General features: G+C 68.9%; 21 protein-coding genes and 1 tRNA gene. 12 read left to right on the forward strand and 10 right to left on the reverse strand.

The window, feature by feature from the left end:
- Positions 1-49 precede the first annotated feature (49 nt).
- Genes HDA45_RS22310 through HDA45_RS22320 form a run of 3 tightly spaced genes read left to right on the forward strand, consistent with a single transcriptional unit; the run spans position 50 to position 2,942 of the window.
- On the forward strand, positions 50-796 hold the full coding sequence (locus tag HDA45_RS22310) for a cytidylyltransferase domain-containing protein (protein ID WP_184898349.1): 747 nt from the start codon (positions 50-52) through the stop codon (positions 794-796).
- Positions 793-1,791 carry a spore coat protein gene (locus HDA45_RS22315; protein WP_184898351.1) on the forward strand — a complete coding sequence of 333 codons (999 nt, stop codon included), beginning with the start codon at positions 793-795 and terminating at the stop codon, positions 1,789-1,791. The genes HDA45_RS22310 and HDA45_RS22315 overlap by 4 nt, the downstream gene beginning before the upstream one ends.
- Complete coding sequence (locus HDA45_RS22320) at positions 1,788-2,942, forward strand: epoxide hydrolase family protein (protein ID WP_184898353.1); 1,155 nt, start codon at positions 1,788-1,790, stop codon at positions 2,940-2,942. The genes HDA45_RS22315 and HDA45_RS22320 overlap by 4 nt, the downstream gene beginning before the upstream one ends.
- Here HDA45_RS22320 and HDA45_RS22325 read toward each other — a convergent pair whose 3' ends face one another.
- Entirely contained in the window at positions 2,943-3,533 is a 591-nt protein-coding gene (locus HDA45_RS22325; protein WP_184898355.1) for a bacterial proteasome activator family protein, read from the reverse strand.
- A gap of 134 nt (positions 3,534-3,667) precedes the next feature.
- Here HDA45_RS22325 and HDA45_RS22330 point away from each other — a divergent pair, with 134 nt between their 5' ends.
- Complete coding sequence (locus HDA45_RS22330) at positions 3,668-4,867, forward strand: cysteine desulfurase-like protein (protein ID WP_184898357.1); 1,200 nt, start codon at positions 3,668-3,670, stop codon at positions 4,865-4,867.
- Here the strand turns inward: HDA45_RS22330 and HDA45_RS22335 are convergent.
- Positions 4,864-5,841 (reverse strand): NAD(P)H-quinone oxidoreductase, encoded by a 978-nt coding sequence (locus HDA45_RS22335; protein WP_184898359.1) that lies wholly within the window; start codon positions 5,839-5,841, stop codon positions 4,864-4,866. The two genes, HDA45_RS22330 and HDA45_RS22335, sit on opposite strands and share 4 nt — an antisense overlap.
- Before the next feature lie 80 nt (positions 5,842-5,921).
- On the opposite strand from HDA45_RS22335, the gene HDA45_RS22340 reads away from it, so the two are divergent.
- Positions 5,922-7,469: a M28 family metallopeptidase gene (locus HDA45_RS22340; RefSeq protein WP_246480758.1), complete on the forward strand. Its 1,548-nt coding sequence runs from the start codon at positions 5,922-5,924 to the stop codon at positions 7,467-7,469.
- Between the two features lie 188 nt (positions 7,470-7,657).
- On the opposite strand, the gene ypfJ is transcribed toward HDA45_RS22340, so the two are convergent.
- Complete coding sequence (ypfJ, locus tag HDA45_RS22345; RefSeq protein WP_184898361.1) at positions 7,658-8,581, reverse strand: KPN_02809 family neutral zinc metallopeptidase; 924 nt, start codon at positions 8,579-8,581, stop codon at positions 7,658-7,660.
- 538 nt (positions 8,582-9,119) lie between these two features.
- Between ypfJ and HDA45_RS22350 the strand changes: the two genes are divergently transcribed.
- On the forward strand, positions 9,120-9,623 hold the full coding sequence (locus tag HDA45_RS22350) for a MarR family winged helix-turn-helix transcriptional regulator (RefSeq protein ID WP_184898363.1): 504 nt from the start codon (positions 9,120-9,122) through the stop codon (positions 9,621-9,623).
- Here the strand turns inward: HDA45_RS22350 and HDA45_RS22355 are convergent.
- Entirely contained in the window at positions 9,613-10,755 is a 1,143-nt protein-coding gene (locus HDA45_RS22355) for an RNA polymerase sigma factor (RefSeq protein ID WP_184905911.1), read from the reverse strand. The two genes, HDA45_RS22350 and HDA45_RS22355, sit on opposite strands and share 11 nt — an antisense overlap.
- An 8-nt stretch (positions 10,756-10,763) precedes the next feature.
- On the reverse strand, positions 10,764-11,171 hold the full coding sequence (locus HDA45_RS22360) for a YciI family protein (RefSeq protein ID WP_184898365.1): 408 nt from the start codon (positions 11,169-11,171) through the stop codon (positions 10,764-10,766).
- A gap of 103 nt (positions 11,172-11,274) precedes the next feature.
- On the opposite strand from HDA45_RS22360, the gene HDA45_RS22365 reads away from it, so the two are divergent.
- Positions 11,275-13,050: an RICIN domain-containing protein gene (locus tag HDA45_RS22365; RefSeq protein ID WP_184898367.1), complete on the forward strand. Its 1,776-nt coding sequence runs from the start codon at positions 11,275-11,277 to the stop codon at positions 13,048-13,050.
- 50 nt (positions 13,051-13,100) lie between these two features.
- On the opposite strand, the gene HDA45_RS22370 is transcribed toward HDA45_RS22365, so the two are convergent.
- The 3 genes from HDA45_RS22370 to HDA45_RS22380 all read right to left on the reverse strand — a co-directional run bounded on the left by HDA45_RS22370 (position 13,101) and on the right by HDA45_RS22380 (position 13,978).
- A tRNA-Ser gene (locus HDA45_RS22370) sits at positions 13,101-13,189 on the reverse strand.
- Positions 13,190-13,284: 95 nt separating this feature from the next.
- Positions 13,285-13,662, reverse strand: a complete 378-nt coding sequence (locus tag HDA45_RS22375) for a DUF4190 domain-containing protein (RefSeq protein ID WP_184898369.1) — start codon at positions 13,660-13,662, stop codon at positions 13,285-13,287.
- Between the two features lie 28 nt (positions 13,663-13,690).
- The gene (locus HDA45_RS22380; protein ID WP_101611822.1) at positions 13,691-13,978 is read right to left on the reverse strand and encodes a DUF2277 domain-containing protein; all 288 of its coding nucleotides are present in this window, start codon (positions 13,976-13,978) and stop codon (positions 13,691-13,693) included.
- 113 nt (positions 13,979-14,091) lie between these two features.
- Between HDA45_RS22380 and HDA45_RS22385 the strand changes: the two genes are divergently transcribed.
- Positions 14,092-15,036 (forward strand): Ldh family oxidoreductase, encoded by a 945-nt coding sequence (locus tag HDA45_RS22385; protein ID WP_184898371.1) that lies wholly within the window; start codon positions 14,092-14,094, stop codon positions 15,034-15,036.
- A 393-nt stretch (positions 15,037-15,429) separates the two neighbouring features.
- Here HDA45_RS22385 and HDA45_RS22390 read toward each other — a convergent pair whose 3' ends face one another.
- Positions 15,430-15,648 (reverse strand): RNA-binding S4 domain-containing protein, encoded by a 219-nt coding sequence (locus tag HDA45_RS22390; RefSeq protein ID WP_184898373.1) that lies wholly within the window; start codon positions 15,646-15,648, stop codon positions 15,430-15,432.
- A 7-nt stretch (positions 15,649-15,655) separates the two neighbouring features.
- The gene (locus tag HDA45_RS22395) at positions 15,656-16,417 is read right to left on the reverse strand and encodes a trypsin-like serine peptidase (RefSeq protein ID WP_184898375.1); all 762 of its coding nucleotides are present in this window, start codon (positions 16,415-16,417) and stop codon (positions 15,656-15,658) included.
- Positions 16,418-16,564: 147 nt separating this feature from the next.
- Between HDA45_RS22395 and HDA45_RS22400 the strand changes: the two genes are divergently transcribed.
- The 4 genes from HDA45_RS22400 (at position 16,565) to HDA45_RS22415 (ending at position 20,965) form a co-directional block, all read left to right on the forward strand.
- Positions 16,565-17,389, forward strand: a complete 825-nt coding sequence (locus HDA45_RS22400; RefSeq protein WP_184898377.1) for an SDR family NAD(P)-dependent oxidoreductase — start codon at positions 16,565-16,567, stop codon at positions 17,387-17,389.
- 120 nt (positions 17,390-17,509) lie between these two features.
- Positions 17,510-18,166, forward strand: coding sequence for a hypothetical protein (locus HDA45_RS22405; RefSeq protein WP_246480760.1), 657 nt, complete (start codon positions 17,510-17,512; stop codon positions 18,164-18,166).
- Positions 18,167-18,272: 106 nt separating this feature from the next.
- Positions 18,273-19,535 (forward strand): MFS transporter, encoded by a 1,263-nt coding sequence (locus HDA45_RS22410; protein ID WP_184898381.1) that lies wholly within the window; start codon positions 18,273-18,275, stop codon positions 19,533-19,535.
- A gap of 293 nt (positions 19,536-19,828) precedes the next feature.
- Positions 19,829-20,965 (forward strand): GGDEF domain-containing protein, encoded by a 1,137-nt coding sequence (locus HDA45_RS22415; protein WP_221471210.1) that lies wholly within the window; start codon positions 19,829-19,831, stop codon positions 20,963-20,965.
- The last annotated feature ends 180 nt before the right edge of the window (positions 20,966-21,145 follow it).

Consider the following 21,145-nt stretch of genomic DNA (forward strand, 5'->3'; position numbering starts at 1 on the left):
CGTTGACCTCCGCGTTTCGGTGCTGCTGCCGCAGGCCATCATGTCACCCATGGATCCAGACCCCGGGGCCCACGTGGTCAACGCCGTCGTCCAGGCGCGCGCGTCGTCGACCCGGCTACCTGGCAAAGTGCTCCGGCCACTGGCGGGCCGGAGCGTGCTGGGCTGGGTCGTCAGGGCCGCCGCGGCCTCGCCGGGAATCGACGCCGTCGTGGTCGCGACCTCCACGGAAGCCGAGGACGACGCGGTGGCCGAGGAAGCCACCCGGCACGGTGCCTTGGTCGCCAGGGGACCGCTCGAAGACGTCCTCGCACGCTTCGCCGTGGCCGTCGAGTCGTATCCGGCCGACGCCGTGGTGCGGCTCACCGCCGACTGCCCGCTGCTGGACCCGGCGCTGATCGGGCAGCTCGTCACGCTGTGGCGGGCCCGGCCCTCGCTGGACTACTTGAGCACGACGCTCGTGCGCACGCTGCCCCGGGGATTCGACGCGGAACTCGTGCGCGGGGCCGTCCTGGCCGAGCAGGTCGAGACCGCCCGCGGCGCCGATCGGGAACACGTGACTTCCGGCATCTACTCGCGGCCGGAGATCTACTCGTGCTCCGGTGTCGTGGTCAGCCCGTCCGCGGACGACCTGCGCGTGACCTTGGATACCGTCGAGGACTGGTCCGTCATCGAAGGTGTCGTGGCCGAGCTGGGGGATCGCCCCGGAGACTGGCGTGAGGTGGTCGCGGTGCTGCGACGGCGACCCGACCTCGCGAGGCTCAACCAGCACGTCGAGCAGAAGAAGGTGGCCCGTTGAGGAGGCTGATGCTCCGGGCCGACGCCTCCGGGACGATCGGCGCGGGCCACGTCTCGCGCATGGTCGCCTATGCCGAACGCGCGGTCGCGCGGCGCTGGGAGGTCGTGTTCTCCGGCCGGGTGGACAACGCCGAGTGGCTGGCCGCACGGTTCGGCGAGCTGTCCGTTCCCGTGGTGCCGTCCGCGCCCTTCGACGACTTCGACGTGGTGCTCGTCGACCACTACGACCTCGGCGAGCTGCGTCAGGAGGTCAACGCCGCGGGCGCGTTGCTGGTGTCCATCGAGGACGACGTGTTCGGCAGGCGCGAAGCGGACCTCGTCGTCGACTGCGGTTTCGCCCCCGCGCCGAGGCCCGACGACGGCTCCGGCGCACTGCTGCGAGGCGTGGCCTACGCGCCGCTGCGAGACGTGGTCCGGGAGGCGCGAGAGAAGCGTCGCGGTCGTGAAGAGGCCGAGCGGCCGCACGTGACCGTGGTGCTCGGCGGCGGGACCGAATGGGCGGGCACGGTCAGCGCGTTGCTGCACGCGTTGCGCGATACGGGGCTGCCCTTCGTCGCCGACGTGCTCGTGCGCGGTGAACCCACCGTGCCGGCCGCCCTGCCCGGCCAGGAATTCCGCATCGCGCCGCCCGGACCGGGGCTGTTGGACCTGCTGGTGGAGGCGGACGTCGCGGTGAGCGCGGCAGGCGTCACCCTGCTGGAGCTGTGCTGCCTCGGCGTCCCGACCGGCGTCGTGCAGCTTGTCGACAACCAGGAGACGGGCTACCGGGGCGCGCTGGATCTCGGGCTGGCGGCCGGGCTGGGGAGCGCGTCGGCGCTCGACGCGGGAGCCGTCGAGACGCTGCGGACCTTGCTGCGGGACACGGAAGCGCGGCGGCGGTTGTCGGAAAAGGCGGCGTCCGTGGTGGACGGCAAGGGTGTGGACCGCGTGCTGGACCGGTTGGAAGCTCTTGAGGACCGAAGGTGTCCTCGTTCCTCCCTACCGTTCTCCGTATGACCATCTCGCCGCATCGGATCACCGTCCCCCAGCGCGACCTCGACGACCTCGCCGCCCGCCTGGCGAACACCCGCTGGCCGGACGAGATCGACGGCGTCGGCTGGGGGCTCGGGACGCCGCTCGGGTACCTCCAGGAGCTGGCCGAGTACTGGCGCCTCCGCTACGACTGGCGCGCGCACGAAGAGCGCCTCAACGGTTTCCCGGGCTTCATGACGAACATCGACGGCGCGAACGTCCACTTCCTGCACGCGCGGTCACCCGAGCCCGGCGCGAAGCCGCTGGTGCTCACGCACGGCTGGCCGGGGTCCATTGTGGAGTTCCTCGACGTCATCGGCCCCCTGTCCGATCCGCGTGCGTACGGCGGCGACCCCGAGGACGCCTTCCACGTCGTCGTGCCGTCACTGCCCGGGTTCGGGTTCTCCGGGCCGACGACCGAGACGGACTGGGGGCCCGACCGGATCGCCGACGCCTGGCCGGTGCTGATGTCGCGGCTCGGGTACGAGCGGTTCGGGCTGCACGGCGGCGACTGGGGCGCGCTCGTGTCGCGTCAGGTGGGCGTCCGATGCCCGGAGCGGGTGATCGGCGCGCATCTGACGATGCTGCCGAGCGCGGTGCCCGAGTCCGAGGCCGATCTCGACGGGCTCACCGGCGACGAGCTCGCGCGCGGTGAGGCGGCGCTGGCGCGCGGGCGGGAGTTCCAGTACGGCGAGCTGGGCTACGCGATGATCCAGTCGACCAAGCCGCAAACGCTTGCCTACGGGCTCACCGACTCACCGGCCGGGCAGCTCGCGTGGCTCGTGGAGAAGTTCAAGTCCTATTCGGACTCTCGTGACGTCCCGGAAGACGCCATCGATCGCGACGAGCTGCTCACCAGCGTGATGCTCTACTGGCTCACCGGCACGGCGAACTCGTCTTCGCGGATCTATGCCGCGTTGGGAGCGGCCTGGGGCGACGAACCGCCGAAGTCCACGGTGCCCACCGGGGTGGCGGTGTTCCCGAAGGACACCGGACTCCCGATCCGGCACCTCGCCGAGCGCACCGACAATGTCGTGCACTGGTCCACTCTGGACCGTGGCGGGCACTTCCCTGGGCTGGAGGTGCCGGATCTGCTCATCGGCGACCTGCGGACGTTCTTCCGCCCGCTGCGCTGATCAGAGGTACTGGCCGGGGCCGTGCGCTTCGCCGGGGCCGCCCAGGGCGCTGCCCGCGGAAGGACCGGCCGGGAGCCCGCGCCGCATCTGCTCCAGCTGCACCCGCGCGGCCATCTGCTGCGCGAACAGCGCGGTCTGGATGCCGCTGAACAGCCCTTCCAGCCAGCCGACCAGCTGAGCCTGCGCGATCCGAAGCTCGGCGTCCGAGGGTGTCGAGTTCTCGGTGAACGGCCGCACCAGCCGCTCCAGCTCGTCCTGCAGTTCCGGCGCCAGCGCCTGCTCCAGCTCACGGATCGAGGTCTGGTGGATCTCGCGCACCCGCGTGCGGCTGGCATCGTCCAGCGGCGCGGCGCGGACCTCCTCCAGCAGCTGCTTGATCATCGTGCCGATCCGCATCACCTTGGCGGGCTCTTCGACGAGGTCGCCGAGCGACTCCTCGTGCGGCGTCTCCTCGTCGGAGCCGGAGGCGAGGCGCGCGGTGCCGACCGGGACGCCGTCGGGACCGACGACCACCACGTGGGGTGAGGAGTCTCCGCCGCCGTCGCCGGGGGTGGTCGATTCGCGGGAAACTGGGTCGGTCATGTGCTCCATCCTGGACTACGTCGGGCACGAAGCGCAGTGTGGTTTTCGGCGCCGTCTCCGAGCGTAGCGGGAATCGTCGCGCCCCGTGGTCGGGCACCCAACCCCGGGTAAAGCGCCAAACCGCACGTCCGTACGGTGTCCCCATGGCGTTCGACGTCGCTCGTATCCGTGGGTTGTTTCCCGCGCTGGGTGACGGCTGGATTCACTTCGACGGCGCCGCCGGAATGCTCGTACCTGAACAGGTCGCTTCGGCCGTATCCACGGCCATGCGCGCTCCGGTGTCCGGGCCGGGTGGAGCGTTTCCGGCCTCACAGCGTGCGGAAAGCATTGTCACGGCCGCTCGCCGGGCGGTCGCCGACCTGGTCGGCGCCGACCCGGCCGGAGTCGTGCTCGGACCCAACGCGCCCGACCTCATCCGCCGTCTCGTCGACGCGATGGCGGATCGCTGGACGATCGGCGACGAGGTCGTCGTCTCCCGGCTCGACGAGGAAGCCAACCTCGCGCCGTGGCGCCGCGCCGCGAAACGCGTCGGCGCCGTCGTGCGCTGGGGCGAGATCGACATCGAGACCTGCGAGCTGCCCGCCTGGCAGTACGAGAACCTCGTCTCCGCCCGCACCAAGGCCGTCGCGGTCACCCTGGCGTCCGGTTCGGTCGGCACCCGGCCCGACGTCCCGACGGTGATCGAGTTCGCGAAACGCGTCGGCGCGCTGGTCGTCGTCGACGCGACGTACGCGGCGCCGTTCGTGCCGCTGAACCTCAACGAGCTCGGCGCCGACGTGATGGTGGTTTCGGCGCAGGCGTGGGGCGGGCCGTCGGTGGGGGCACTGGTCTTCCGCGATCCCGAACTGCTCGAGCGCCTGCCGTCGGTCTCGCTCGACCCGGCCGCGCGCGGTCCGGCCCGGATGGAACTGGGCCCGCACGCGTACCCGTTGCTGGCGGGCCTGATCGCGTCGATCGACTATCTGGCCGGTTTGGACGACGCCGCGATGGGCTCGCGGCGCGAGAAGCTGGTGACGTCGCTGGGGTCGGCGAAGTCGTACCACGCGGGACTTCTGGCGCAGCTGTCCACCGAACTGCGCTCGCTGCGGCACGTCATGGTGATCGGCGACGCCATGCGCCGGATCCCCGCGTTGGCCTTCGCCGTCGCGGGCAAGAAGTCGCCCGAGGTCGCGGAGTATCTCGCGTCCCAAGGGCTCTGCGCCTTCGCCGACGACGGCACGAGCGGTGTCTTCGGATCACTGGGCGCCGCCGAAGTCGGCGGCGCCGTGCGGATCGGCCTCGCGCACTACTCGAACGTCTTCGAGGTCAATCAGCTCGTCCGGGTGCTGGAAGAGATCCGCTAAGACTTCGCGGCGAGAAGAACCTTGCCGAAAACCGAGCCTTCTTCGAGCGCGCGGTGCGCCGAAGCCGCCTCGGCCATCGGGACGACCTGACCGACGATCGGCTTCACCGAACCCTGCTCCACCAACGGCCACAGCCGCTCGCGGACGTCGGCGACGATCGCGGCCTTCTGCTCCAGCGGCCGCGACCGCAGGCCGGCGGCGTACACGCTCACGCGTTTGCCCAGCAGCTTGCCGATGTTGAGCTCGCCCTTGATCCCGCCCTGCATGCCGATGATCACGAGCCTGCCGTCCGCTTTCAGCGCGTCGACGTTCCGGTCGAGGTACTTGGCGCCCATGTTGTCGAGGATGACGTCCGCGCCGCCGGTTTCGGCGCGCAGGACCTCGACGAAGTCCTGCTCCTTGTAGTTGATCGTGATGTCGGCGCCGAGCTGGCGGCAGCTCTCCAGTCGTTCCGCCGAACCCGCGGTCACCGCGACCGTCGCGCCGAGCGCCTTGGCGACCTGGATCGCGTGCGTGCCGATTCCGCCCGCCCCGCCGTGGACGAGCAGGACCTCGCCTTCGGACAACCCGGCGTGCATCACCACGTTCGCCCAGACCGTGCACGCGACTTCGGGCAATCCGGCGGCCGCGAGCAATTCGACTTCGGCGGGAAGCGGAAGCAGTTGTCCCGCCGGGACGGCGACCTTTTCCCCATAGCCACCACCGGCGAGCAAAGCACAAACCTCGTCCCCGATTTGCCATCCTTCGACGCCTTCGCCGATTTCGGCGATCGTGCCCGAACATTCGAGCCCGAGGATTTCGCTCGCACCCGGCGGAGGAGGGTAATGACCCTGGCGTTGCAGCAGGTCAGCGCGGTTGACGGCGCTCGCGGCGACGTCGAGGACCACTTCGCCTTCGCCCGCCACCGGATCGGGGACCTCGGTCCATTCGAGAACGTCGGGATCGCCGGGCTCACGGATGGTGATCGCGTACATACAACCGACCCTATAACGGTGATGGGAAGTCCGCCGAACGTCGGTTGACCTATGACGCAAACCACACAAAGGTGACGCTCATGTCATATTCGCGAAGAAGCATTGTTCCCTCGATCGTGGTGATGGCCACCGCCGCGCTCACGGTCGGAATGGCTCCCGCTGCGACGGCCGCGCCGAAACTCGACGGTCCCGCTCTGGCCAAGCAGCTCGTCAACAAGGTCGACGTGGGCAACGTCAACCGGCACCTGATCGCGCTTCAGCGGATCTCGGACGCGAACGGTGGCCGCCGCGCCGCCAGCACCGAGGGCCACAAGAAGTCCGCCGAGTATGTCGCCACGAAGCTGGAGCAGGCGGGCTTCACGGTCACGCGCCAGGAGTTCCCGTTCACCTACGCGGAGACCCTCGCGGAGAACCTGACGGTCGCGGGCGCCGACGTCCCGATCATCATCATGTCCTACAGCCCCTCGACGCCCGCCGGCGGAATCACCGCGCCGCTCGCGGTGGTCCCGGTCGACGACACCAGCGGCTGCGAAGCGGCCGACTACGCCGGCGGGGTCACCGGCAAGATCGCGCTGATCCAGCGCGGTGGCTGTTCCTTCGCGCAGAAGCAGGCGACCGCCGCCGAGGCCGGTGCCGTCGGCGCGATCGTCTACAACAACGTCCCGGGCCCGGTCAACGGCACCCTGGGCGACCCGGCCGCGGGCAAGATCCCGACCGGTGGCATCACCCAGGCCGACGGCCAGGTGCTCGCGGGCAAGGCCGGCGCCTCGGTCACCCTCGACCTGCGTGCCTTCCAGGAGGCGCGGACCAGCTACAACGTCCTCGCCGAGACCAAGACCGGTCGCAAGGACAACGTCGTGATGCTCGGCGCCCACCTCGACAGCGTCACCGAGGGCCCCGGCATCAACGACAACGGCACCGGTTCCGCCGCGCTGCTGGAGACCGCGCTGCAGCTGGGCAGCAAGCCCAAGGCCAACAACGCCGTCCGCTTCGGCTGGTGGAGCGCGGAGGAGTTCGGACTCGTCGGCTCGACCCACTACGTCAACTCACTGAGCTTCGAGCAGCAGCTCGACATCGCGCTGTACTACAACTACGACATGATCGGCTCGCCGAACGCGGCGTACTTCGCCTACGACGGCGACAACTCCGACGGTGAAGGCGCGGGCGCGGGCCCGTACGGCTCCGCGCAGCTCGAGAAGACCCTCGTGGACTACCTCGAGAAGGGCAAGGGTGTCCCGGTCGAGGGCACGGACTTCACCGGTCGTTCGGACTACGGCCAGTTCATCGCGGTCGGCATCCCGGCCGGTGGCCTGTTCACCGGTGCCGAAGGCGTGAAGACCGCGGCACAGGCCGCCAAGTGGGGCGGTAGCGCCAACGTTCCTTACGACAAGTGCTACCACCAGGCCTGCGACAACCTCGGCAACATCGACCGCGTCGCGCTCGAGCGCAACTCCGACGCCGTCGCCTGGGCGCTGGGCGTGTACGCGACCAGCACCGAGAACATCAACGGTGTCCCGGGTGGCAAGGCCGCGAAGGCCAAGGCCCTTCGCGCGGCCGAGCGGTCCAAGCAGCGGAGCCTGACGGCTTCCGTCCACGCTGACGACCACCACGGTGCCGCCGCCGCGTAACACCTGAAGTACATGAAGGCCCCCTTCCTTGCGCTAGGTGCAGTGAAGGGGGCCTTCACGCGCGGCCACTGTGACTGCTGGTGCGCGAAGGTAGCGAAGGCCTCCTTCCCTACCCTCAGGGTAGGGAAGGAGGCCTTCACGGACACTCAAGAACCGCCTTGACGCGAGCGGCCACCCGCGGTCCTGTGTCAGCCCAGGTTGTTGGTCCCGAAGGTGTCGCACCGCGCGGGCTGGCCGGTCTGGAAGCCGGTGGTGAACCACTTCTTCCGCTGCGCCGAAGTACCGTGGCTGAACTTCGACTCGTCGACCCGGCCGCCGCCCAGTTTCGTCTGGATGTAGTCGTCACCGATGCGCGAAGCGGTGTCGAGCGCGGAATTGATGTCTTCCTGGCTGATCTCGGTGATCAGCGGACGCCCGGTCTCGGTCGGTGCGGTCGTGGCGTGGTTCGCCCAGACCCCGGCGTAGCAGTCGGCCTGCAGTTCGAGCCGCACCGAACCCGACGTCGGCCCGCTCCCGGTGCCCTTTTTGGACACTCCGGTGAGGTTCTGCACGTGGTGGCCGTATTCGTGGGCCAGCACGTACGCCTCCGCGAACGGCCCGCCCTGCGCGCCGAAGCGGGTGCGGAGTTCGTTGAAGAACCCGAGATCGATGTAGACCTCGGAGTCGCCGGGGCAGTAGAACGGCCCGACGTCGGAGGTCGCGTTGCCACAGGCCGTGTTCACGCCGCCGTTGAAGAAGTTGGTGACGGCCTTGCGGTAGGTCGATCCGGACCGCTGGAACTCCTGTCCCCAGTAGTCCTGGATCGAGTTGATGATGCCGACGATCGCGCAGTCGTGGTTCCGGTTCGCGTCCGCGCCGGTCTTGCACTCCTGTGAAAGCGACGTGTTGTCCGTCTGCTGCCCGGAACCCACGGCACCCAAGCCGCCGAGCCCGCCCGAGGACGGGTCCAGGCTCACGCCGCCGAACTGGGAGAGGAGGAAATAGATGACGAGGCCGACCACGCCGAGCCCGCCGCCGCCGAGTGCCACCCGGCCGCCGATACCGCCACCGCCACCGCCGCGCAGGTCCTCGACTTCGGAGGTGTCCAGGCCCGCGCCTTCGTCGAATCGCACGGGGGAAGCGTAGCCGCACAGGCCCGGATATGCCTGGGTGCGGCCACGCGAAGTGGCCGCACCCAGGACTACCGAGGTTGTCTTTGTTCTGATCGCCGGTTGGCCGCGATCACCGGGCCGGCGCCGGGCACTGCCGAGGCGGTCGAAGAGGCCGCGAACCCGAAACAGGCCGGAGTGACGCCGAATGCGCGAGAAATTGTCGAGCGCATCTGAGATGCCCGCGTTCGTCGCTGTTCGCAGTCGCGACCGACCCGGTCCTTTCCGTTCCGATCGCGGGGACACAGCAGGCGGTCAACCGCGAGAATCACCCGCCATACCACCACCTGACCCTTCCCGGCTGGCAGCAGGTCCGGCGGCCGTCCGAGAAGCTCGCCCGATACTTGCCCTACCATCCGCTGACAAGCAGAATGCGCCTTTTCTCGCCGAGTCTCAACCTTTTCGTAACCCTCCTTCGGGCGAATGTCCGATCGAATTTTTCAGGGGCGAAAAGTGACCGGTGGGTATGCGCGTCGTGAGATCAACGATCTACCCTGCGTGGATGGCGGTGGAGCAGAAGGAAGTGCGCTGGCTGTCCGAGCCCGAGATGGTCGCGTGGCGCTCGTACATCGTCGCCACCATGCGCCTGCGACAACGGCTGCATCGTGAACTCTCCGAGCGTCACGACGTCACCCTCGCCGACTACGAGGTCCTGGTCTGTCTTTCGCTGCAGCCCGACAACCGGATGCGGATGACGGAGCTGGCGAGCATGCTCGGCTCGACCAAGAGCAGGCTTTCGCACCAGATGGTCCGGCTCGAGGCGGAGGGCATCATCCGCCGCACCCGTGACCCGGCGGACAAACGCGGCGTCGTCGCGGAGCTGACCGGGCGTGGCTCGGAACTGTTGGAGGGCGCGGCGCCGACGCATGTCGAAGGCGTCCGGGAGCACCTGATCGACCTCCTGAGCCCGGAAGAGCAGCGGGTGCTGGGGCAGGCCTTCGGGCGGGTGCTGGAGCACCTGTCGGAGATCGACGGCCTCCCGCGGCTGCCGCCGATCACTTCGTGAGCGCGTTGATCCGGGCGGCCTGACGCGTCAGGTGAGCGCGTTCGGCCAGGTTCGCCGCCTTCTCGGCGGCTTCGACGTACAGCCGCGCCGCCGTCGCGAGATCGCCGTCGCGCTCGTGGAGGTACGCCGCCACCGCCGCGTGCCGGGGCAGGGTGTCGTCCAGTTCCGCGAGCGCCGCCAAACCCGCGCGCGGCCCGTCCGCCTCGCCGACGGCCACCGCGCGGTTGAGCCGGACGACGGGGCTGCCGGTCAGGCGCGTGAGTTCGTCGTACCACTCGACGATCTGCACCCAGTCGGTCTCCTCGGCGGCGGGCGCGTCGGCGTGGAGCGCCGCGATGGCGGCCTGTGCCTGGAATTCGCCCAGTTTGTCGCGGGCCAGCGCCGCTTGCAGGATCTCGACGCCCTCGGCGATCAGGCGCGTGTCCCAGCGGCCGCGGTCCTGTTCGGCGAGCGGCACCAGGGCGCCGTCGGACGCCGTCCGGGCGGCGCGCCGGGCGTGGTGCAGCAGCATGAGCGCGAGGAGCCCGGCGACCTCGGGGTGGTCGATCGACGCCGCGAGCCGCCGGGTGAGCCGGATGGCTTCGGCGGCTAGGTCGACGTCGCCGGAGTAGCCCTCGTTGAAGACCAGGTAGAGCACGCGGAGCACGGTGGCGACGTCGCCCGCCTGGTCGAACCGCACCCCGGAGACGGTGCGCTTGGCCCGGCTGATGCGCTGCGCCATGGTCGCTTCGGGCACCAGATACGCCTGGGCGATCTGGCGGGTGGTCAGCCCGCCGACGGCGCGCAGGGTGAGCGCCACCGCGGACGACGGTGTCAGCGACGGGTGGGCGCACAGGAAGTAGAGCTGCAACGTGTCGTCCGAATCGGGAGCGGGCCCGGGTTCCGGCTCGTCGTCGACGAGGTCCTCGCGACGGCGACGGGCGGCGTCCGACCTGGCCGCGTCGAGGAATTTGCGCCAGGCGACGGTGACGAGCCAGCCCTTCGGATCCTTCGGCCGGTCTCCCGGCCAGACGCGGATGGCCTCGATCAACGCTTCCTGCACAGCATCCTCGGCCGCCGCGAAATCGGCTCCGCGCCGGACGAGGATCCCGAGGACGTTCGGCGTGAGGCTCCGGAGCAGCGCCTCGTCCATCCCGGTGTTCACTCCGTGATGACGAGCGGCTCGCCCCACAACGGACGCAGTTCGAGCCACTCGTGGATCGGCTTCCCGCCCGCCCCCGGAGCGGCCGAAAGTTCGCCCGCGAGTTCGAGCGCGCGCTCGTAGTTGTCGACATCGATCAGCATGAAGCCGGCGATGAGGTCTTTGGTCTCGGCGAAGGGGCCGTCGGTGACCGGCGGTTTGCCCTCGCCGTCGTACCGGACGAACGTCCCCTCGGGCGCGAGCGCCCGCTCCTCGACGAACTCGCCGGTCTCCACGAGCCGGTCCGCGAAGTCCCTCATGTACTGGATGTGCGCCGTGATCTCCTCCGGCGCCCACTGGTCCATCGGCACGTCGTTGACCGCCGCCGGAGCGCCGCGGTAGTGCTTGAGCAGCAGGTACTTGGCCATGCCGGGAAGGGTAATGGCAGTCTGCCGGTCCTTCTGCCTGGTGGTCTATACATCCGATCTCTAGCCTTCTTAACGCGTTCCTCCATCGCGAAAGGAAGAGCACTTGTCCAAAGCGAAAAGACGCTACTCCGGCGTGCTGGTGACCGTCGGCCTCATCTGCGGCTTGCTCGCCGGTGAGACCGCGGGAGCCACGGCCTCCGATGACATCGCCGCTTTCACCGCCAGGCCACTGCCACCCGGCGCGACCCCGGTGGCCCCGCTCGCCGCCTCCGTCGCCGAGGCGCAGATCGCCGCCAACCCGGTGGTCTGCGAGGGCGACGGGGTTTCCGGCAAACGCATCGAGCTGGTCTACGTCCGTGAGGCCGGTCAGCCCGATCGGTACTCGACCGTCGTGCCGTCCCTGCGCGCCTACGCGTCAGGAATCGACGACGGGATCAACGACAGCGCCGCGGTGACGGGCGGCAGCAGGCACGTCCGGTACGTGACGACGGCGGGCGCGGGTTGCCAGGTCGCCGTCGCCAACCTGGTGGTGCCCGACGGCACGTACCTGTCCGGCGCGATCCGCGACCGCGCCATCCAGGCGGGTTTCTACAACGCCGACCGTGACTACGTCCTGTTCTCCGACAACCCCCACACCTGCGCGGGCACGTGGGGCGACAGCGACGACCAGCCCGGTCCCGCCAACGCCTTCAACAACGGCAGGCACTACACGGAGATCGCCGTGCCCTGCTGGGGGGTCAACGCCACCGCCCACGAACTGGGCCACGTGCTCGGCGCGGTCCTGCCGGGCGCTCCGCACTACCAGGGCGGCGGGCACTGCTCCCAGGAATGGGACCTGATGTGTTACGGCGACACCCAGTCCTTCGACTGCCCGCAGCGTGATTCCGACCGGCTGTTCGACTGCGGCAACGACGACTACTTCAGCACGAATCCCGTCCCCGGGAGCTGGCTCGCCACGCACTGGAACGTCGCCAACAGCGCCTTCCTGATCAAAAAGGACACTCCGGACAACGACGACGGCCACGCCCGAGGCGGGAAGACCTACGTCATCACCGGTGCGAGCGGCAACGCCATCGACGTCGTGGGTTCCTCGACCGGCGGACTCGCCAACCTCAGCCACCGGCCCCAAAACGGCTCCACGAGCCAGAAGTGGATCCTCGGGTACAACACCGGCCTGCAGCTCGTCAACGCCAACAGCCAGTTGTGCGCGGACAGTGCCCAGAGCGGGACGGCGCCCGGCACCCAGATCCTCCAGTACAACTGCAACGGCCAGAACGGCATGCGGTGGGCGTTCCAGCCGCTCGGCAACGGCAAGGTGGCGATCTTCAACTACCTCACGGGCTACGCGATCACCGACGGCGGCGCGTATCCGGCGCCGCTGGTCCAGCAGCCCTACACCGGGGCGGCCAACCAGCAGTGGACCCTGAACGCCGTCGCCGATCCCGGTCCGCAGGCGAACAAGAAGTACTACCTTTCCGTCGCCACCAACGGCAACAGCGCGGCCGTCGTCGACGGCTCGACGTCCGCCGGAGCGAAGATCACCAACGTGGCCAGGCAGGACGACAACGGCCAGAAGTGGAAGCTCACCGACGCGGGCGGCGGGTACTGGAAGATCGTCAACGAGAGGAGCGGCCAGTGCGTGCGGCCGGTCTCCGGCAGCACCGCGGACGGTGCGCTCCTCGAACAGACGCACTGTGGTTCGTCCACGAATCAGCAGTGGAAGCTGCTCCGGAGCGCCGACATGCGCTACGGGCTGGTGAACCGGGCGAGCAACCTCGCGGTGCGACAGGTCAACAACGGCACGGCTTCGATCCTGGAGCAACGCCCCTTCGTGGGCGGCCGTAGCGACGAGACCGTCTGGGCCCTCGTGCCCGCGTGACGCGAAGCTCCCCAGGTCTACCGGCCTGGGGAGCTTTCGTTTCTCAAGACTGGCGGTAGCGGTGGGATTCGAACCCACGGAGGACAGAGCCCTCGCATGTTTTCAAGACATGTTCCTTCGGCCGCTCGGACACGCTACCGCCACCGAGGATATCCGACGGTCTTTGTCTGGAACGCTTCGGATCTAGTCGAAGCGAAGCTTTCCGTTGAGGGTGGTGGCGGGGGCATGGATGGACTAGTCGAAGTCCCAGTCGGTCGCGATGCCGACGATGACGAACACCAGCACGAGACCGACGATGATCGCGACACCGATGTAGCCGATGATGATCGCCGCGAGCGCCATCCCCTGGCCGCCGGCTTCGCCGCGTTTGGCCTTCGAGTGCGCGATATGCCCCATGATCACGCCGATGACCGACAGCAGGCCGGTGCAGACGACCAGGCTGGCTATCGACACGACCAGTGCCGCGATCGCCAGGCCCTGATCCTGCGGCGGCATGGCGGGGCCGTAGCCGTAGCCCGGCTGGCCATAGCCGGGCTGCTGGTACGGCTGCCCATACGGAGGTTGCTGACCGTAGGGCTGCTGTTGACCGTAGGGGTCCTGCGGATATGTCACCGGCTCACCGTAACCGCCGGGGCTTGGTTCAGGACGCCTGAGTCTTCGCGGCCTTCGCGGCGATGCGCGCTTGGACCTCGGGACGGCGCAACGGCGGCACCGTCGTCGGCGGCTGACGGCGCGCGGGCAGCTCGGTGAGCAACCGCCTGGTGATCGCCGTGATTTCGGCGACGGCGGCCTCGAACGGCTCGCGCGTGGCGTCGGAGAGGCTCTGCACCCCGGACACCTTGCGGACGTACTGGCGGGCGGCGGCCTCGATCTCGTCCGGCGTCGCCGCCGGCTCCAGGCCTCGAAGCGTGGTGATGTTCCGGCACATGCCCCGATCGTACGTCCGCCCACCGACGCTTCCGGGCGCTTCGATCACACAGTCGGTTAGAAGGTGCTCAGGTTCGTTGACGCCGAAAAACGCGTTTAGGCACTCTCGGCGGAGTGCCCCTCAGACCTCGCTCTCTTCGCCGTGCGCCCGTCGAGCCGATCCCCGAACCGGCCGAGCCCTCCCCGATCCCGGAACAGGTCTGGCAGCGTGTCCCGATCGACGCCCTGATCGACCTCGTCACCGAGGTCTTCACCTCGCACGATCTGCCGTGGTCGCGTGCCCGTATGGCCGCCGAAGCGGTGTGCCACGGCGATCTCACCGGAACCCCCGACGCCGGTGTCGCCGAACTGACGCGGCTGCATCTGCCGATGCTGGTCAACGGCATGGTGCGGCCAAGGGCCGAACCGCTGATGATCGCCGACCGCGGCGCCGCCGCCCTGATCGACTACCGCCGCGCGCCGGGGCTGTGGGCCGTCGGTGACGCGATGGACAGGGCGGTCTCCCGCGCGGGCCGGTACGGCGTCGGGCTCATGTCGGTCCGCGGCGTCGGGCCGTTCGGCCGCGCCGGGCACCACGCCGCGAGGGCGTTGCCGCACAGCATGATCGGGCTCGTCATGGCGGCGGGCGGGGAGCGCGGGACGGCCGCGAACCCGCTCGGCATGGCCGCGCCCGCGGGCGCGTATCCCGAATTCGTCCTCGACCTGGACACCCTCGCGGACGTCGACAGCGCCGCCGTCGCCGGATTCGCCCTGCTGGTCGAGATCTTCGCCGGGGTCCTTTCGGGCGTCGGCGACCACGACCACGACACCGGTCTCATGGTGATGGCCATCGCGCCGACGACGCTGCGCAGCGCCGACGGTTTCTACAAGGCCGCGAGCGCGTTGTTCGGCAGCCTGCTCGGCTGGGAGGGCGGGACCCCGGTCCGCTACCCCGGCTGGCGCGAGGCGCAGTACCTCGAACAGTGCCAAGCGCTGGGTGTCCCGCTGAACGAGCCGGTGCACCGCGAACTCGAGGACCTCGCCAAGGCCCTGCGCCTGGCACCGTTGCAGGGCCGCTAGGCCAGGACGAGCTGAAGGGGACCTTCCCCGCGTGAGACGCGGTGAAGGGAGCTTTCGCCGCATGTGATGCGGGGAAAGCTCCCTTCAGCCGCTACGCCGGAACGTCGTGAGTGGCGCGCTCGCGCCGTCCTTCGGCGTCGGACGCAGGGAGGGTGTTGCGAAAGCCACGTTCGCAACGTTGAAGGTTGCGAACGTGGCTTTCGCAACACGGTCAGGGCACCCTCTCGTTCACGGCCCACCCGGCCGACCCGTGACCCACACGTCGAGCATGTCGCGAAAGCCACTTTCGCGACACCAGACGTCCCGAAAGTGGCTTTCGCGACACAGGCCCCAACGCCCGAATCGCCACTCACGAGGCCGTGCCCGACCAGGGCCGAGGACCAGCCGCTCCCGCTAGGCCAGGACGACGCGGCCGCCTTCGCCGCCGACCTCCACGACGTCGCCGTTCGTCAGCTGACGGCCGCGCCGGACCTCCACCTCGCCGTTGACAGTCACCTCTTCGGCGTCGAGGAGGTCTTTGGCGTGCGAGCCGTCTTCGGCGAGGGTAGCCAGTTTGAGGAACTGGCCGAGGCGGATCGGTTCGCCGGTGATCGGGACGTCGTGGATGCTCATGGGGAGATCATCCCCGCGCGTCCATCTTCCGGTACAAGGTGGCGACGTCGGTGTCGAAGTAGCTGCTGTAGGACGTGTCCGGATCGTCCCCGCCGTACAGGTAGCCGCCGATCACGCCGACGACGGTGCCGAGTTCGGTCTCCGGATCGGGGTCGACCACCCACGGGCCGCCGCTGGTGCCGGTCGTGAAGCCGGGGCAGCCGACCCGCATCTGGTAGGTGTCGGCCTGGGCGCTGGTGCCGTGGCAGACGACCGGCGCTTCCCGTTCGTCGGGATACCCCGTGAGGGTGATCGTGTGGGCGAATCCGCCGCCGGTCACCAGGGTGTTGGCACCGGTGACGCTTTCGAGGGTCTTCGTGTTCCCCGCCTGGCGCGCGGTCGCGAACCCGACATCCAGGTCCGGATCGGACGAATCGGCCCAGCCTTCGGGAACCTGTGGGTCCGAGACGTCCCAATACCCGTAGGGCGCGACGCCGTCGTGATAGCCGGGCGCGAACGAGATTCCTGTCGCGTACTCGCCGCCTTCGCCGTCGTGGAGGCAGTGCGCCGCGGTGAGCAGGAGATCTCCCGGGCCGCTGTGGACGACGCTGGCCGTGCAGAAGTGCATCCCCTCGAGAAAGAGCGCACCGATCGCCGGGTTGAGCGGCGCCGAAGCAGGGGTCGCCGCCACGGTCGCGGCGGTGTTCCCCGCGTCGGTCTCGGCGGGGTCCGACGCGGCGGAGCAACCGGTCAGAACGACACAAAGCGCGAGTAACAGGGCGCGGCGCATCGCCTTCCTTTCGCTCGTCCACGGCTGTCCTGGCTACAGATCACCATAAGCGGTCCACGAACACAGCCCGAATCGATCAACGCACAGCAAGCTCACAGCCGTAGTATGTGTTACCTCCGGTAACAGTCGAGCTGGTTGGGAGCGGGTATGAAGTCGTTCACGGACAAGGTCGCGGTGATCACGGGCGCGGGGTCGGGAATCGGCCAGGCGCTCGCGGTCGACCTGGCGGGGCGGGGGGCCAGGCTCGCGCTTTCCGACGTCGACGCCGTTCGCGCGGCCGGCACCGTCGCGCTGTGCGAAAAGGCGGGCGCGACAGCGAAGGCGTACGAACTGGACGTCGCCGATCGTGACGCCGTCCTCGCGCACGCCGAGGAGGTCGCCGTCGATTTCGGGGGCGCCAACCTCGTGGTGAACAACGCCGGGGTCGCACTCGGCGCGACGGTCGAGGAAATGACCTGGGACGACTACGACTGGCTGATGGGGATCAATCTCGGCGGGGTGGTCAACGGGACGAAAGCCTTTCTGCCTCAGGTGATCGCTTCGGGCGACGGGCACATCGTCAACCTCTCGAGCGTCTTCGGCTTCATCGGCGTGCCCACGCAGAGCGCCTACAACGCGGCCAAATTCGCCGTGCGGGGGTTCACCGAGGCGCTGCGGCAGGAAATGCTGATCGCCCGGCATCCGGTGAAGGTCAGCTGCGTGCATCCCGGTGGCATCAAGACGAATATCGCCCGCGACGCGCGGGGCGGCGTCGAGCGGGACATCGACAAAGCCGCGGAGGGCTTCGAAAAGATCGCGAGGACGACACCCGAGAAGGCCGCGCAGACCATCGCGCGCGGTATCGAACGGGGGACGCCGCGCATCCTGATCGGTCCGGACGCCTATGTCATCGACGCGATTCCCCGGGTTCTCGGCTCGTTTTACCAGCGACCGTTGGCACTGCTGGGGCGCTTGGGCATGAAGAACCTCTGAATGGAGTAACCCTCCGTGGTCCGGACGGCCGGGGATAACTCGATCGGGGTGCGTTACTTACGGCGGCGTCGGAAATGCACCACAATGCTCAAGTTCGTGATTCCCCTTCCGGAGGTCCCCATGCCGCGCGCCGCCCAGCGCCGTACGCCGACCGATGCCGCGTTCTGTGCGAGCTTGCCCGTCGAGACCGCCGAATTGCTGGACCGGACGGGGATCATCGCGGCGAGCCTGCCGAAACGGCGGCGCAGCCCCGAGAACGAACCCGAGCCCGAACCGATGCCGGTCCGGACCCCGGTCTGCGATCCGGTCGTCGACAAGGATCTGCGGCCCAAGGCCGTCGTCATCCATCGCCGCGCCAGGTCCTGGCTGGTCGGCGGAGCCGGGGTGGCGCTGCTCGCGATCGGCTGGTTCGCGGGCACGTTCACCCTCGCGCCGGTCGACGACACCGCCTTGCCCGAGCCGCCGCTGCCCGCCGTGGCGACCCAGCAGGCCGTGCCGCAACCGCAGCCCGCGCCGCAGGCCGCCCCGGTGACCGTCTACGTCCCGGTCACCGTGAAGCAGCGAGTGCCCGCGACGACGACGAAGAAGAAGCCCGCGAAGGAACAGGTCGTCGCCCTGCCGCCCGCCGAGCCCCGGCCGACGGAACAGCCACGCTCCGACACCGGATCGCCGGACGAGGTCACGGAGGGTTTCCGGAGCATGATGAATCCCGCCGTGGCGAGTTCGCTGGCGATGGAAATGGCGCAGGGGATGATGGGGTACGGCTACCGCCGCTGACCTCCCGGAACCATCTCTCCACAATGGACACTTCCCGGCATCGTGGGCCGGATGGCCGCTGACACAGCGGAAGTGATCCACTACCGTGAGCCAAGGGGAGGGGCTCATGGAAGAGGGGGATTCCGCACGGGGCACCGGATTCAGGGCGGCGTTCGCCGTCGGGGAGTTCCGCGCGTTATGGGCGGCCGAGGCGCTTTCGCAGGCCGGTGACCAGCTGGCCAGGGTCGCGTTGTCGGTGCTGGTCTGGGAAAGAACGGCGTCGGCGGGGCTGACGGGGCTCACTTACGGGCTGACGTATCTGCCGACGCTGATCGGCGGCACCCTGTTCGCCGGACTGGCCGATCGGTATTCGCGGCGGACGGTGATGATCGTCTGCGATCTGCTGCGGGCGGCGCTCGCGGCGTTGATGGCGGTGCCGGGGATGCCCTTGCCGGTACTGGCCGGACTGCTGGTGATCCTGACGATGGCGGGCGGACCGTTCCGGGCGGCGCAACTCGCGTTGCTCCCGGACGTCCTGGAAGGCGAGCGGTACGTCGCCGGGCTCGCGGTCCGCACGATCACCATCCAAACGGCACAGCTGGCCGGTTTCGGCGGTGGCGGACTGGTGATCGGGCTCGTGACGCCCTCCTGGGGACTGGTGATCGACGCGGTGACCTTTGTGGTCTCGGCGCTGCTCGTGTCCACTGGGGTCCGTCGCAGGACGCCCGCCGTCGCGGAATCATCGGTGAAAAGCCGGGTGGCGAGGGCTTTCAGTGGCGAAGGCGCCCGAGAACTGTGGCGGGGCAAGGGAATCCGGGTGCTGTTCGGGCTCAAGATGCTCGCCGGATTCGCCATCGCGCCGGAAGGGCTCGCGGCACCGCTCGCCGTCGGACTCGGGGCGGGGAGTTTCGCGGTCGGTCTCATTCTCGCGGCGGATCCGGTGGGTTCGGTAATTGGATCGTGGATCTTCACGAAATGGGTACCCGCTCGGCGGAAAACGCGAATCGTGGGCATTCTCGCCCTGGCATCCGTCGTTCCTTTGCTTTTTGTCTTCTTTCATCCTCCGCTGCCCGTCTGCCTCGTCTTGATCGGGCTCAGCGGTGCCTGCGCGGCGCCGTACCACTTGCAGGCCGTCGCGCTGATGGCCCGCGCGGTGCCGGACGGCGTCCGGGCGCAGGTGATGGGTCTGACCTCGACGAGTTTGGTGACGGTGCAAGGAATCGGGATCATGCTCGCGGGCGGTCTCGCCCAGTTGACCGGTCCGTTCGTGGCCGTCGGAGTGGCCGCGGCGGTCGCCGTCGCCACGGCGGGCCCGATGGCGATGGCGTGGAAACGCGCCATCGCCACCGGGTCGGATGTATGGCTCCCGGCCGGGAGCCGAGCCGGCTGAATTGGTGGGATCAGTCCTCGCGACCGTTCATGATGGTCCTCCCTCCCACTGCTCCATCTGTGTGTTCCGGAATTCACGCGAGCCACCCTCAGTACTACCTCGGATACATTGAAATATGTACGGAAGGGGGACCGGTGACGATGATTATGGGGGATGTGGAACTCGCCGGAGAAGGGGCCGGCACACGTCTGAGAGCCTGGGTGGGACGCTGGGAGTTATGGTCCGGACCACGTGGCGTACCTGCGGTTTTTCTTATCGTGGAAGGACTTGCGGCGGCAGTCGCCGTAATCGCCTTGCTCCGATCGAACTACGAGATTACGGAATTCGTCCGATTTGGATCACTGCTCGGCCTCGCCTTCCTGCAGGCCGAGCTTTCCCGTTCGGTGGAACGGCTTCGGCGCACACTTTGTGACCGGCCGCACATCAACATGACTTCGGTGTGGACGTTCGCGGGGGTGCTCGTCCTGCCGTCGGGGCTCGCGCTCGCCCTCGGATTGCTCATCTACCTGCATCTTTGGCTCCGGGTGTGGCGGGGGATGAGCCACCGCCCTGCCTACCGGGTGGTGTACTGCGCGGCGGCGATCGTCCTCTCTTGTCTGGCTTCGGGAGTCATCGTCGCCGGCTGGAACGGGCTGCCCGTCGGGTTCACCGGGTCGCTGCGGATCGTCGAGGCGGCGGCCGTGTTCACCGCGGCCAACGCGTTCATCGTGGCGCTCTCGGTCTACCTGCACACCGGGGCCCGGTCGCCGCGTTCGCTGTTCGGCAGCGGTGACGACAACCTGCTGGAAGTCACCACACTGGTGCTCGGGACCTCGACCGCGCTGGGCATTGTGCACGCGCCCGCGCTCGTCCCGTTCGTCCTGCTGCCGGTGCTGGTGCTGCACCGCAGCGTGCTGGTGCGGCAGCTCGAGATCGCGGCGAACATCGACGGCAAGACCGGCGTGCTCAACGCGCACGCGTGGCATCTGCTGAGCGAGCGGGAACTTTCGTCGGCGGCCAGGGCGAAGAGCAAACTCGGCGTGCTGATGCTCGATCTCGACCACTTCAAGCAGGTCAACGACGTCTACGGCCACCTCGCGGGCGACGTCGTGCTCAAGGTCGTCGCGACGACGATCTCCGAGCATGTACGCGACTACGACTCCGTCGGGCGCTTCGGCGGCGAAGAGTTCGTCGTGCTCCTGCCCGGAGCGACGGAGACCGAGGTGATCCCCGTGGCCGAGCGGGTCCGGCAGGCGGTGATGGACATCGAGGTCGAGGTCGGGACGGCTTCGGGACCGCGGACCGTGCGGGGGCTATCGGTGTCGATCGGTGTCGCGGTCTACCCGTCCGGCGGGACCGTGCTGGAGCGGCTGCTGCACGTGGCCGATTCCGCGCTCTACCAGGCGAAGCGGAACGGCCGGAACCGCGTCGTCTCCCTCGCCGCCGCCTGACCCGCCCGCGTTTGGTGTCGCGAAAGCCACTTTCGGGACATCAGACGTCCCGAAAGTGGCTTTCGCGACACCCGAGACCGTGCCTGATCAGGACCGAGGGGCGTCCTTCGTGGCTGACCGGTCCGGTCACGACAGACGGACCGCCGAAGACGTGAGGGGTGTGTGGAAATAGGGACATCC

Source organism: Amycolatopsis umgeniensis, assembly GCF_014205155.1.
GTDB lineage: Bacteria > Actinomycetota > Actinomycetes > Mycobacteriales > Pseudonocardiaceae > Amycolatopsis > Amycolatopsis umgeniensis.

Coding starts and splice junctions, on each gene's coding strand:
- HDA45_RS22360 (WP_184898365.1), bottom strand. CDS start 11,171: ATGGCCAAGTACCTGCTGCTCAAGCACTACCGCGGCGCTCCGGCGGCG.
- HDA45_RS22355 (WP_184905911.1), bottom strand. CDS start 10,755: ATGGACGAGGCGCTGCTCCGGAGCCTCACGCCGAACGTCCTCGGGATC.
- HDA45_RS22340 (WP_246480758.1), top strand. CDS start 5,922: ATGTCATATTCGCGAAGAAGCATTGTTCCCTCGATCGTGGTGATGGCC.
- HDA45_RS22350 (WP_184898363.1), top strand. CDS start 9,120: ATGGCGGTGGAGCAGAAGGAAGTGCGCTGGCTGTCCGAGCCCGAGATG.
- HDA45_RS22395 (WP_184898375.1), bottom strand. CDS start 16,417: ATGCGCCGCGCCCTGTTACTCGCGCTTTGTGTCGTTCTGACCGGTTGC.
- HDA45_RS22400 (WP_184898377.1), top strand. CDS start 16,565: ATGAAGTCGTTCACGGACAAGGTCGCGGTGATCACGGGCGCGGGGTCG.
- HDA45_RS22380 (WP_101611822.1), bottom strand. CDS start 13,978: ATGTGCCGGAACATCACCACGCTTCGAGGCCTGGAGCCGGCGGCGACG.
- HDA45_RS22330 (WP_184898357.1), top strand. CDS start 3,668: ATGGCGTTCGACGTCGCTCGTATCCGTGGGTTGTTTCCCGCGCTGGGT.
- HDA45_RS22310 (WP_184898349.1), top strand. CDS start 50: ATGGATCCAGACCCCGGGGCCCACGTGGTCAACGCCGTCGTCCAGGCG.
- HDA45_RS22325 (WP_184898355.1), bottom strand. CDS start 3,533: ATGGAGCACATGACCGACCCAGTTTCCCGCGAATCGACCACCCCCGGC.
- HDA45_RS22405 (WP_246480760.1), top strand. CDS start 17,510: ATGCCGCGCGCCGCCCAGCGCCGTACGCCGACCGATGCCGCGTTCTGT.
- HDA45_RS22320 (WP_184898353.1), top strand. CDS start 1,788: ATGACCATCTCGCCGCATCGGATCACCGTCCCCCAGCGCGACCTCGAC.
- HDA45_RS22335 (WP_184898359.1), bottom strand. CDS start 5,841: ATGTACGCGATCACCATCCGTGAGCCCGGCGATCCCGACGTTCTCGAA.
- HDA45_RS22390 (WP_184898373.1), bottom strand. CDS start 15,648: ATGAGCATCCACGACGTCCCGATCACCGGCGAACCGATCCGCCTCGGC.
- HDA45_RS22410 (WP_184898381.1), top strand. CDS start 18,273: ATGGAAGAGGGGGATTCCGCACGGGGCACCGGATTCAGGGCGGCGTTC.